At 43.5% G+C, this 11,561-nt stretch carries 11 protein-coding genes; 3 read left to right on the top strand and 8 right to left on the bottom strand.

Going from position 1 to position 11,561, the window contains the following annotated elements:
- The first annotated feature begins 26 nt into the window (after positions 1–26).
- The gene (locus UYC_RS0124760; protein ID WP_016874611.1) at positions 27–2,138 is read left to right on the top strand and encodes a cation:proton antiporter domain-containing protein; all 2,112 of its coding nucleotides are present in this window, start codon (positions 27–29) and stop codon (positions 2,136–2,138) included.
- A gap of 33 nt (positions 2,139–2,171) precedes the next feature.
- On the opposite strand, the gene UYC_RS0124755 is transcribed toward UYC_RS0124760, so the two are convergent.
- Together UYC_RS0124755 and psaK are read right to left on the bottom strand one after the other, a co-directional pair.
- Positions 2,172–2,456: a hypothetical protein gene (locus UYC_RS0124755; RefSeq protein ID WP_016874612.1), complete on the bottom strand. Its 285-nt coding sequence runs from the start codon at positions 2,454–2,456 to the stop codon at positions 2,172–2,174.
- Positions 2,457–2,641: 185 nt separating this feature from the next.
- On the bottom strand, positions 2,642–2,893 hold the full coding sequence (gene psaK / locus UYC_RS36810) for a photosystem I reaction center subunit PsaK (RefSeq protein WP_026087461.1): 252 nt from the start codon (positions 2,891–2,893) through the stop codon (positions 2,642–2,644).
- An 89-nt stretch (positions 2,894–2,982) separates the two neighbouring features.
- Between psaK and UYC_RS0124745 the strand changes: the two genes are divergently transcribed.
- On the top strand, positions 2,983–3,621 hold the full coding sequence (locus tag UYC_RS0124745) for a phosphoribosylanthranilate isomerase (RefSeq protein WP_016874615.1): 639 nt from the start codon (positions 2,983–2,985) through the stop codon (positions 3,619–3,621).
- A gap of 82 nt (positions 3,622–3,703) precedes the next feature.
- Here the strand turns inward: UYC_RS0124745 and folE are convergent, their stop codons facing one another.
- The 5 genes from folE to UYC_RS0124720 form a co-directional block, all read right to left on the bottom strand.
- Complete coding sequence (gene folE, locus UYC_RS0124740) at positions 3,704–4,411, bottom strand: GTP cyclohydrolase I FolE (protein ID WP_016874616.1); 708 nt, start codon at positions 4,409–4,411, stop codon at positions 3,704–3,706.
- A gap of 42 nt (positions 4,412–4,453) precedes the next feature.
- Positions 4,454–5,179, bottom strand: coding sequence for an SDR family oxidoreductase (locus UYC_RS0124735; protein WP_016874617.1), 726 nt, complete (start codon positions 5,177–5,179; stop codon positions 4,454–4,456).
- A gap of 374 nt (positions 5,180–5,553) precedes the next feature.
- Positions 5,554–6,534, bottom strand: coding sequence for an acetyl-CoA carboxylase carboxyltransferase subunit alpha (locus UYC_RS0124730; RefSeq protein ID WP_016874618.1), 981 nt, complete (start codon positions 6,532–6,534; stop codon positions 5,554–5,556).
- A 198-nt stretch (positions 6,535–6,732) separates the two neighbouring features.
- Positions 6,733–7,752 (bottom strand): long-chain acyl-[acyl-carrier-protein] reductase, encoded by a 1,020-nt coding sequence (locus UYC_RS0124725; protein WP_016874619.1) that lies wholly within the window; start codon positions 7,750–7,752, stop codon positions 6,733–6,735.
- A 189-nt stretch (positions 7,753–7,941) separates the two neighbouring features.
- Positions 7,942–8,637, bottom strand: a complete 696-nt coding sequence (locus UYC_RS0124720) for an aldehyde oxygenase (deformylating) (protein WP_016874620.1) — start codon at positions 8,635–8,637, stop codon at positions 7,942–7,944.
- 396 nt (positions 8,638–9,033) lie between these two features.
- Here UYC_RS0124720 and UYC_RS0124715 point away from each other — a divergent pair, with 396 nt between their 5' ends.
- Positions 9,034–9,861 (top strand): carbohydrate ABC transporter permease, encoded by an 828-nt coding sequence (locus tag UYC_RS0124715; RefSeq protein ID WP_016874621.1) that lies wholly within the window; start codon positions 9,034–9,036, stop codon positions 9,859–9,861.
- Between the two features lie 321 nt (positions 9,862–10,182).
- Here the strand turns inward: UYC_RS0124715 and UYC_RS0124710 are convergent, their stop codons facing one another.
- On the bottom strand, positions 10,183–11,502 hold the full coding sequence (locus UYC_RS0124710) for a YncE family protein (RefSeq protein WP_235082944.1): 1,320 nt from the start codon (positions 11,500–11,502) through the stop codon (positions 10,183–10,185).
- Positions 11,503–11,561: the final 59 nt, after the last annotated feature.

Genomic DNA, 11,561 nt, shown 5'->3' with positions numbered 1-11,561 from the left:
TAGCAGTCTTCTCAAAAGTAGCCATTGTGAACATTGAACTACAGCTTTTGAATTTGCGTGAAATCAACCTAACTCAGCAGTTAGTTTTTGCACCTGTCTTTGCACAGATATTTCAACCAATTACCGATCCGGTTGCCATCTTCCTAATTATTCTGGCAATCATGCTTGTTACGCCTCTATTATTTGAGCGTTTCAAGTTGCCAGGAATTATTGGCTTGATTTTAGCAGGGATAATTGTCGGGCCTTATGGTTTGGGTTTGCTAGAACGAGACAAAACAATAGAGTTGCTCGGTACGGTAGGGTTGCTGTTTTTGATGTTTCTTGGTGGACTCGAAACCAGTTTAGACGATCTCAAACGCAACGCGAATAAAGCTTTGACCTTTGGATTAGCAACGTTTGTGATTCCCATGGTTCTAGGCACAGCAGCAATGTTGCCCTTAGGATATAGCTTTTTAGCCTCGGTATTGGTAGCCTCTTGTTTTGCTTCTCACACGCTGTTGGCTTTACCTGTTCTTTCCAAACTTGGGATTATGCGGAATCAGGTTGTCACTGCCACTTTAGGAGGGACACTGATTACAAATGTGCTAGCGCTGTTGGTGCTAGCGATTGTTGTCAAAGCCAACCAAGGTAATCTTACACTTGGCTTTTGGCTGTTTTTGATTCCATCCCTGGCAATCTATACTTTTGCTACCCTTTGGGGAGTACCAAATCTAGGTCGTTGGTTTTTTCGTCGCTTCGGACATGATGAAGGGGCAGAATTTTTATTTGTATTGGCGGCTCTATTTATTGTTTCTTATCTTGCCAAATTAATTGAAATTGAGCCAATTGTTGGAGCATTCTTAGCAGGAGTGGCTATTACTCAACTCATTCCCCAGATGAGTCCGTTGATGAATCGTATTCAGTTTATTGGCAACACGCTGTTTGTGCCTTTTTTCCTCATTTCTGTGGGAATGTTGGTAAACCCTCTTATCCTCGTCAAAGATGCCCGTGGTATCTTAGTTGCTGTTGTGATGATTGGGGCAGAATTCGCCAGCAAATTTTTAGCAGCTTGGGGAACAGCTAAGGTATTTAAGTGGAAAATGCCCAGTACGATGGTGATGTTTGGGCTTTCAGTCGCCCAAGCCGCTTCTACACTAGCAGCTATTACAGTTGCGTTTAACATCAAGCTAGTTGATGAATTAACTGTCAATGGAATTATCGCGATGATATTGGTAAGCTGTATTGCTTCCCCCTGGATTGTGGAGCGGTGGGGAGGAAAAATTCAGCAAGAGACTGCCCATGCTGCTAACTCTAAAACAGAAGACTTGGAACATTCGGCAACGTTAAGTAATTTAGCAAATCGTGTTTTAGTTCCGGTTGCTAACCCCAGTACAGAGGATAACTTGCTCAATTTGGCTATTATCCTCACTAAAGAAGGCAACGGCACTTTATTACCACTACACGTCATCATTTCAGATAAACATGGATCTGTGGGTGTAACAGCAAAGACGCAACAAAAACGGCTGTTGGATACTGCTGAAACTCTTGCCCACGCTGCTGTAACTCGTGTTGAACCTATCGGTAGGATTGATGATTCCATTGATTTAGGTATTTTGCGAGCAGCCCAAGAAAGAGATGCCAGTTTGGTAATTTGTGGTTGGAAAGGTTACTCTACATATCGGGAAAACTTCTTCGGTGGTGTAATTGATAACATTGTGCGGCGTTCAACAGCACCTGTGTTGATTACTCGTTTTGCCCAGCCAATAGAGAATACCCAAAGAGTATTGTTAGCTATAACTGACTACAGAGTTTCTGCTGCTACGCTCCGCCAAACTCTCAGCTTGGCGAAAATCCTTTCAGAAGCGCTCAAGGCTCCCCTGCAAGTGTTACAAGTATTGTCCGAACCAGTACAATATATACCCAATCTAGAATCAATGGTAGGCGATACTGAAATTCCCATCCAAAAAATCCGAGGAAATTCAGTCAGAAAAATCTCAGAATTACTCAAAGCCAATGATTTATTGGTTTTGCTTGAAAGCACTCATCGTTTCGGTCAACCAGCATTGGGAAGAGAACCGGAAGCGATCGCCCGTGCCAACCCAGAAACGTCTATTACAATCGTGCACTTTCCGGAGCGATCGGGCACACCAGAATCATGATGTGCCTTTGGAATTTAAATTATATGCTGATTGTTAACTTGCTAGATAGCGAATATTGGTTAATCCTAAGTAGGCACCAACACCAATCAAATGACCGGCAGCCATTGCAGCCAGGAATGTACCAACGCTGGGATTATTGAACACTGAAGGGAAAGGTAAAGGCATTTTCGGCCCGACATGAGGATACCAAACGACACGGGGAATGATCAAAAGACATAATAGGCAAGCACCAATGATAATGACTGGCTGTGCCAAGCTCCATCCCGCGCCACTGTAAGGAACAGTAGGTTGAGCTGCTAATAAGATTGATGAAATCATGTTTACTTCTCCTGCATAAATCAATGGATTTAGCTTTAAAAATGCGACGTGATCGCCTTTTTATGGTCACGTCTATGCTCTACCTGATTTAGCATCTGCATCCTCCCTCTACAGGTAGGTTAAAACTCTTCCCGTAGTTAGGAGGATGCAGGAGAGAAATTTGAATCAGAGCTTTAGATCAAAAACTAAATACTACCGATATTAGTCAGCCCTAAAACAATACCAACGCCAAGCAAATGACCGAAAGCCATTGCCGCAATGAATGCAGGAACGCTCAAAGGTAGCCCAGGTAATTTCGGGCCAACTTGAGGGCGCTCAATTCTGGTAGTCAGTAAAACTGCTACTATACAGCTAACACTGATAATGATTCCCACTGTAGGACTCCACGCTGGTGTAGCAGGAACGGTGGGTTGGGCTGCTAGTAAAATTGAAGAAATCAAACTTGTATCTCCTCAAAAAAATATTGACATAGACCACAAAGATTATAGAATTGCCAGCGACACAGAAACTCTGAAATTTTTATTTTATGCGGGTTAAGATTTGCGGCATTACAAAACCAGAACAAGGTAAAGCAATCGCTTCTTTTGGCGCAACAGCTTTAGGATTTATTTGTGTTTCTACCTCACCCCGCTACGTATACGTAGAGCAAATTCGAGCAGTGGTGGCACTTTTACCTAACAATATTGATACAATTGGTGTATTTGCAAATACTAGCGTTGAGGAAATTACGCAGATAGCTACTGACTCTGGACTAACTGGCGTTCAATTGCACGCAGACGAATCACCAGAATTTTGTCAAAAGTTACGTGTAAATTTGCCCGACGTAGAAATTATTAAAGCTTTAAGGATACGTAATGCCGCAGATTTTGACAAAGCAATTGCCTATAGTACTTGTGTAGATACGCTACTACTTGATGCCTATCATCCCCAGCAACTAGGTGGAACAGGTAAAACTTTAGATTGGCAAATATTACAGCAATTTAACCCCAGCTGTCCTTGGTTTTTAGCTGGGGGACTGACGCCGGATAACATCTTAGAAGCCCTCAATCAAGTTCAGCCCAGTGGCATCGATTTATCGAGTGGTGTAGAACGTGCCCCTGGGGATAAAGATTTAGATAAGGTGGCTAGGTTGTTTGAGAGGTTGGGGCTAGGGGCTAGAGGCTAGAGGCTAGAATAATATACAACTTTGACTAAATACTTGATTCCTAGTCCCTAGTCCCTAGTCCCTAGTCCCTAGTCCCTAGTCTCTAAAATATTGCTGCTTGGTGACGAATTAAGTTAAAAAATTCTTCGCGGGTTTTTTGCTCTTCTTGGAAAACACCCACCATAGCGCTGGTAACAGTCCAGGAGCCAGGTTTTTGTACACCGCGCATTACCATGCACATATGGGTGGCTTCCATCACCACTGCAACGCCTTGTGGTTCCAAAATTTCCTGAATAGCTTCGGCAATTTGCCGAGTTAATCTCTCTTGCACTTGTAAGCGGCGAGAATACATTTCCACAATGCGAGCCAGCTTACTCAATCCGACAACTTTCTGGTTGGGAATATAGGCAACATGAGCTTTGCCCATAAACGGTAACATATGGTGTTCGCACAAGCTAAAAACATTGATATCTCGAACGAGCACCATCTCGCTGTGTCCTTCGTCAAAAATAGCTCCGTTGACTATTTCTTCCAAAGACTGATTGTAGCCACTGGTTAGAAAGCGCAGTGCCTCTGCTACTCGCTTTGGCGTTTTTAGCAGTCCCTCGCGTTCCGGATCTTCTCCTACACCTACCAGGAGCTTCCTGACGGCATCTATCATCTCCTCGATTGGTTCCTCTTGGGAGGGATGCAATTCTGCTGGATGCCCGTCGTGAGTGTTGCGATCTGGTCTGGTAGTTATGGCATCGGTTAAATCGGGTATCAAAGGAGATTGAAAGCGATTGGAACCGTTGGAACGAGCTATAGTCATGGTATGATTCTTGAATAGGTTTTAAAGTCAATAACTGGGCGTTTAAAGGGTGCCGGCACTGGGCATTACAGTTAACTCATCAATTACTGCCTGCTGTGGTAATAATGCAGCGTGGACAATTGATTGAGCAACAATTTCTGGAGTTAGCATTTTTGAGCGGTCAAAGTTGACGTTGACAGTTTCTTGCTCCCAGAGTTCGGTATTGACAGCACCGGGACAAACAGTTGTAACGCGAATGCCATAGGGACGTTCTTCTTGTGCCAAAGTTTGGGAAAGAGCAATTAAACCAGCTTTGCTGACACAGTAGGCTCCCCAATTGGGAAAAGCTTGTTTGCCTGCTATCGACGCAACGTTAATAATCGTACCTCGGTTGCGATCGCGCATTCCCGGCAAAACTCCCATAATGCACTGAAACACGCTGGTAAGATTTAAATCCATAACCCGCTGCCAATCAGATAGAGAAGTTTCACTCAAGCTTGCTGTATAACCTATACCAGCATTGTTTACCAAAATATCTATGTCCCCAAAGTCATGGTTAATATCTTGTATCTTTTCTTGTACTTGGGATACACAAGCTAGATCCAAAGAATAAGCTTTCGCTTTCACCCCTGCGTGTCTAGCTGCTTGTGCTGTTGCCTCTAACTTGTCAACAGAACGACCAATTAGAGCTACATCCACTCCTGCTTTAGCAAAAGCCAAAGCAGTTGCTTTGCCAATCCCACTACTTGCCCCTGTAATTAGGGCGCGTTGTTTTTGCTCAAAACTCATGCTCTTTTCCAGTTTTTGGGCGGACGAAACCGCATTTCCATAGCTTGATTCAAACTTTTCGATTTGCTGCCATTAATTAAGCAAACCTAAAAATTAAATGAATTTGCTTGGACAAGTGCTAAACTCCATAGCCAAGGTGGGAATACTATAAAGTGCAATTAATCAAGCTTCTCCAAGACAAATATCGGGATGTTCGCCTTGGCAGCAAGGTTGCACTCTTGGTTTTCTCATATATAAATTACAAACCAATCTCCAATCTGAGTTGATTTGCAAAAATGCTAACGCCTATGACTCTTAAAGATTGTTAAAAATCTTTACAGTGCCACAGGCAATTATAGCATTGCTAATATGCTAATCAATAATTTTCAGTGTTATCAGTGAGCAACTTCGGTAAAAACACCCATTTTGCGGAATTTATCGTACCGGAGTTGGCGACGTTCGGCAGGAGTTAAGCGCCCCAATTCTTCCAAGTTATCCAACAAAGCACTTTTGAGAGCTTGAGCAGCTTTGAGTGGTTCGGAATGAGCGCCACCTATAGGCTCAGACAATATCTGATCGATAATGCCTAAGTTTTTCAAATCATAGGAAGTCATTTTCAAGACAGCAGCCGCTTGTGGAGCTTTGCTAGCATCCTTCCACAAAATAGCTGCACAAGCTTCGGGCGTGATCACGGTATAAACAGAGTGTTCAAACATCAAGATGCGATCGCCGACTCCAATGCCCAAGGCTCCTCCCGATCCGCCTTCACCAATCACCGTGCAAATAATTGGTACATCCAAGCAGAACATCTCGCGCAAATTGTAGGCGATCGCTTCTCCTGCACCTTGTCGTTCAGCGACTACTGTGGGTAAAGCTCCGGGTGTGTCAATAAAAGTCAAAACAGGCATCCCGAATTTGTTAGCGTGTTCCATTAACCGCATTGCCTTACGATAACCACCAGGAGTTGCCATACCGAAGTTACGGGCAATATTATCTTTTGTGTCGCGCCCCTTTTGATGCCCCAACATTACTACAGGTTGTCCTGCCAAGCGAGCCACACCACCAATCAAAGCCGGATCGTCAGAACCACTGCGATCGCCATGCAACTCGAACCATTCATCAGTGATAGTCTGAATGTAATCTAAAGTACTTGGGCGGCGGGGATGGCGAGCGACTTGCAGTCGTTGAGACGGAGATAGACTAGTAAAAATTTCTTCACGCAGTTGCATGGCACGTGCTTCCAATTGACGAATTTGATTAGAAACATCGACGCCATTTTCTTCTGCAAGTTTGCGAATTTGTTCAATCCGGCTTGCAAGTTCTGCCAGCGGCTTTTCAAAATCCAATAGTAGTGGTTTACGCTCAGTAGTTGCCATAGTTAGAGATTAGGGATGAGGTATTAGAGATTAGATATTGGGACTAGGGACTAGGGGAGCCAGCGCCGTGCGGAGGCTCCGCTCCGTTAAGGCGACTGGCGTGCTAGAGGCTAGGGGCTAATCAATTCAAAATTCAAAATTCAAAATTTTTTATTTCCTGTTCCCTGTTCCCTATCCCCTGTTCCCTATCCCCAGTACCTAAACTAGCAGCGGTCTAAAGCCGTGTTTTACCGACACCTGACCAATATGATCCATCTTCTCTACAGTAATCTGATTGCGTCCCCAAGAGAAGTTCGTATACAACTTCTCAAACTCCAATAGCATTGATTCTGCAAAACAAGCAAATAACTGACGGGCTGGAACATCCATGTTAACGATTTGCATGATTTTCCAATCAATATCCAAAGAATGTTCAACAATACCGCCATTAAGGACGTAAACACCAGGATGCTGAATTTTAGTACCCAGGTTTTTCGGATAGCCTCCATCGATGAGCAAACAAGGTTGCTTTAATGATTTGGGGTCAATTTCTACGCCTTTAGGCATACTAGCAACCCAAACTACAATATCAGCTAGGGGTAGAGCTTCTTCCAAAGCCAGGATTTTCCCACGCCCAAGTTCTGCTTGCAAGTTTATGAGTCGTTCCTCGTTACGAGCGATCAATAATAGATCTTTAACATCGGTTCTCGCATCCAACCAACGACAGACAGCACTGCCAATATCTCCGGTTGCACCACAAACAGCAACTGTTGCTTGCGACAAATCAATTCCTAATTGTTTTGAGGCTTGCTCAACCTGCTTGCAGATAATGTAAGCAGTGTGGGTGTTCCCCGTTGTGAAGCGTTCAAATTCTAGTTTGATGTTGCGGACTTGCGGGAACTGCTCTAACTTAAAATTTTCAAAAATAATCGAAGAAAACCCGCCCAAAGCCGTGATATCTATTCCGTGCTTTTGAGCATGAGCCATGGCGTTGAGGATTTTACGCGTCGCTGTTTTAATCCGGCGATTTGCCAGCATTTCTGGTAGAAAGCAAGATTCTACATACTTACCTTCTATTTTTTGCCCAGTGACGCTGGTAACGGTAATGTGATCGACGATTTGGGGCGGAGCACTGCACCAAAAATCTAAACCTTGATCGGCATATTCTGGGTAGCCTAATTCTCTGGCTACCGCCTGCGCGTGTTCTAAACTAGTAAGATGTCCGATGAGACCAAACATGAACTATTCTATTAGGCGTGAGCTTCGCCAAAAGCGTGGTGGAATGGGAAAGATGTTAACTAACCCTTAAAAATACTACACAAAGCGTAAGATTATCCAGACTTAAAGTAGCTGCTGATACGAAGTTAAGGTAAAAGGTAAAAAGTCTGCCTTTTACCTTCGCTCTGCAAGCTCTACCTGCTGCAGTAATTAGACGGTTCTGAGTCCGTAAGCTGACAGGCGCATGATGTCACGGGTGTTGAAACCGATGTTACTCAAAGCTTCTCCGTACTGAATCATAAAGTCTTCTACCAAAGCCTCTTTCTCCATTGCTAGAGTCTCAGCATCTTCTTGAACTTGATTGAGCATTTTCCAGACTACAGGTAAGTTTTGACGATTTGCTTCTTCTAACTCAGCCTTGGATTCTTGGAAGTGTTCTTGTAGCCAAACTTCACCGAAATTCAGATGAGTATACTCATCTTTAACCACACCTTCAGTAATTTTGCGGGCAAATGGATCAGCAACAGGAATATAAATGTTGTATGCGGCGATCGCAAAACATTCAATAATTAAAGACTGAATGAGCAAGCAAGTGACAATCTTGCCTTCTGCGGCTGCATCTCGGAAATTTTGGTGCAGTTCAGCAAAAAACTGCTTGGCAAATTCCATATCTGGTGTCACCTGGAGATTGCGCCCGCAAGCTTCAAAACCCTTCTTATGACGGCTTTCCATTTTGGAAAGGCGAATTAGTTCATCCTGATGTTCTGGCAGCAGTTCAGCGAGGCGAAGATAATTTTCATGGGCTTCTTGCTCCCCTTCAATCACAATTGCATTAATACGGCTATAGGCATCTTTGTAAGTTTCGCTGTGGAAATCAATTTGAAATTGATCTGCTAGCTGCTGCATTTTATCTTCACTCCTGAATATATAGAGTATTAGACCCCAAATTTGTATTTAACCCGATCTATGCAGGGCAATAATCATCCCTGGGTTGAGGTATGTAGATACCAGTAGGAAAGGCTCGCGAGCAAGTTCCCCAACTTAAGTGGACTGCTATCGATTTGCCTTACGCCGGATGCGTTTTTGCAGGGTAGGGTAGCATGAAGTCATCAAGTAACACTTACCTTTCCACCCTCTAAATTCTTACGTCTGCCTTCATCCTTAAATTTACTCACTGTGGTTTAATTTAACTTAACAAGTACTATGTTATAGATTATCTGTTGCTGGCAGCGTTAGCGTAGCTCCTCCGGAAGGAGGTTTGCGTTAGTTCCATCAAAAAATGCTTGGATCTGTTTATCATTCATGTCAAAACCAAGCTCAAATCTCAAATATCCTCTCATTTGGAGTCTGGGAGTATTATTGCTAGGGGCCATTGTTGTCCTGCTACCCCTATGTGTGGTTTTCCTGACATCTTTTGCACCATCTGGGGCAACTCCTACACTTTTCTCCAAAAATAGTTGGTCTTTTGCGAATTACCGCGAAGCATGGCAACGAGGTAAGTTTTTGCTGGCGTTTGCTAATTCTACCTTGGTAGCCTTAGCTGTTACAGGCTTTCAGATTGTGACTTCGGCATTGGCAGGCTATGCCTTAGCCAGGCTAAAATTTCGTGGGCGGCAAGCACTATTACTCATTGTACTGGCAACGTTGGTAATTCCCTTTCAATTGTTAGTAATTCCAATATTTTTAGTTTTAAAGTGGGGACACTTAATCAACACTTACTGGGCATTAATTTTTCCAACTGCTGCTAATGGTTTCGGTATTTTCTTGCTGCGGCAGTATTTCCTAACTATCCCGGTAGAGTTAGAGGAAGCAGCCGCAATTGATGGTGCAAATCGACTGCAAATCTTATGGCGAATTATGTTACCTTTAGCACGTCCAGCCTTGGTAACTTTGTTTTTGTTTACCTTTATCGGTGAATGGAATGACTTATTTAAACCATTAGTATTTACCACACGACCAGAATTAAGAACTGTGCAGCTAGCATTAGCAGAATTTCAGGAGCAATTTACTAATAATTGGCCCTTACTGATGGCAGCAGTAACTATAGCCACGATACCAGTATTATTGTTATTTCTTATCGGTCAACGTCAGTTGATTCGAGGTATTGCTACAACGGGAATGAAAAATTGAGTTATGGGTGGAGGTAAGGGAACTCTCAACAGGGAACAGGTGATAGGTAATAGGGTACAGGGAAAGAAATTTTCATCCTTTGTTGTGAATTCTGTTTATGATGTCTTTTGCACTCATTCTATTTTCTTTCAAAAAAACGACCACAGATAAACACCGAGAAAATCTGTGTTTATCTGTGTCCATCTGTGGTTGTAAACCAGTCGGCCCAGCAGTTTTTTGTTCGTTACATCCCGTGAAGAATGGAGAGGGAGAATAAAAGAGCGTCAGCAGCGCTTTGCGGAGGCAGCAAAGGATGTAAAACGAACTGCTCAAGAACCATAATTATTTCATCCGTACTCTGATTCCATGTGCATCAGCGCGTTCTACGTTGTTAGAGTCAATATTACTGATGGGTACAATACGCCTCACCATACCACTTTTACCACCTTCGGTAACTTGTACGATACCCAAGCCAGGAGTACTACCAGTCGAAACGTGTGGATCGCCGCTCAAAGGATTAGGGCCTCGCAGAGAGAGAAAAACTAGATTACCTGATGGAGCAATATCCATCAGATCGGGAGTCGGATCGTTACTGTATGCTCCTACCAAGTCAATCGTATTGATGCGTGTGTTCGAGTTTACAGAAATAACTTCTATCTTGTTTGCAGCGCGATCGCCTACCCACACAAAACGCTGATTCTTTGTAACCACCATGCCGTGAGAATCGCGATCGGGAGTGGTGTCGTCAGAAAAGATGACTTTTGGTGCAGGTGCGTTGGGCGGGTTTAATGGGCTGTAACCAAAAAGTGGAAACTTATACACATCAAACTCCGAAAGATTGCTAGCAGTTCCACCTCCAGAGTTCATATACATATTGCTTCTAGCTTCAACACCACCACATCCGTTGCCATGCACTGTCTTCATGTCATACTCAGCCAATATTTTCATTGGGCTTGACTTTGGATCTACAACAAACATTCCACCTCCACGCAAGGTAACAAACCCCAGACGACTTGATAAATCGAGAATAGGACAGATGGGTGCATTGTCTGGTCTTACACCTGCCGACTCGCAAGCTACCCCATTCGGAGTTGTACAATTGGCTAGGTCTATTGTTGCATTGGGATTAAGCGTGTAAGTGTTAGTTTGATAATCCGTGTCAATTCGTTCTAATAATTTGCCATTCTGATTCGCTACTAAAATGTAGCTGTTATCTGGTGAAGGAAAGGCTGCGTGCGCTTGTTGTACACCACCTGCTCCTTTACTAGTTCTGATGCAGGCAATTGGCTCTCGCTTTTTGGCATTATAAATTACCACATGCCCGCTCGCCACAAAGGAAACAATAGCATGGCTATTGCTGGAATTAAATAAAAGCATATGTGGTCGAACTGGGTTCGCGCCAGTATTGCTTGAACAGATCTGTGCAGTTTTTCCTGCCAAGTCAATCACGCTAGTGGGTTTCACAGATGAAAGATTCTTGCCCATTAAGTCGGAACCGTCATAAATATAAATCTTGCCTCCGTAGGAAACTCCAGGGGAATTGGATTGATCCACCAACCAAACTTCAAAATTCTCCTTGGCGATCGCCTGCCCATTCCATCCCAAAACTACCAAAACTAGCAGCGCTCCACTAAAAATTGACCAATTTTTCAACTTGAACATGGCTTCAATGATTTTATTCAATATCAGGAACTGTTGCCAAAGATTTAACACCACAGTTC

Origin of the sequence: Chlorogloeopsis fritschii PCC 6912 (genome assembly GCF_000317285.1) — a bacterium.
GTDB classification, from domain to species: Bacteria; Cyanobacteriota; Cyanobacteriia; order Cyanobacteriales; family Nostocaceae; genus Chlorogloeopsis; species Chlorogloeopsis fritschii.
This window is presented reverse-complemented; position numbering and strand designations above follow the sequence as displayed.

What these genes read in the sequence shown, in the direction of transcription:
- UYC_RS0124725 (WP_016874619.1), bottom strand. Translation starts at nt 7,752, where the DNA reads ATGTTTGGTCTCATCGGACATCTTACTAGTTTAGAACACGCGCAGGCG.
- UYC_RS0124710 (WP_235082944.1), bottom strand. Translation starts at nt 11,502, where the DNA reads ATGTTCAAGTTGAAAAATTGGTCAATTTTTAGTGGAGCGCTGCTAGTT.
- folE (WP_016874616.1), bottom strand. Translation starts at nt 4,411, where the DNA reads ATGACTATAGCTCGTTCCAACGGTTCCAATCGCTTTCAATCTCCTTTG.
- UYC_RS0124730 (WP_016874618.1), bottom strand. Translation starts at nt 6,534, where the DNA reads ATGGCAACTACTGAGCGTAAACCACTACTATTGGATTTTGAAAAGCCG.
- UYC_RS0124715 (WP_016874621.1), top strand. Translation starts at nt 9,034, where the DNA reads ATGTCAAAACCAAGCTCAAATCTCAAATATCCTCTCATTTGGAGTCTG.
- UYC_RS0124720 (WP_016874620.1), bottom strand. Translation starts at nt 8,637, where the DNA reads ATGCAGCAGCTAGCAGATCAATTTCAAATTGATTTCCACAGCGAAACT.
- UYC_RS0124735 (WP_016874617.1), bottom strand. Translation starts at nt 5,179, where the DNA reads ATGAGTTTTGAGCAAAAACAACGCGCCCTAATTACAGGGGCAAGTAGT.
- UYC_RS0124755 (WP_016874612.1), bottom strand. Translation starts at nt 2,456, where the DNA reads ATGATTTCATCAATCTTATTAGCAGCTCAACCTACTGTTCCTTACAGT.
- UYC_RS0124745 (WP_016874615.1), top strand. Translation starts at nt 2,983, where the DNA reads ATGCGGGTTAAGATTTGCGGCATTACAAAACCAGAACAAGGTAAAGCA.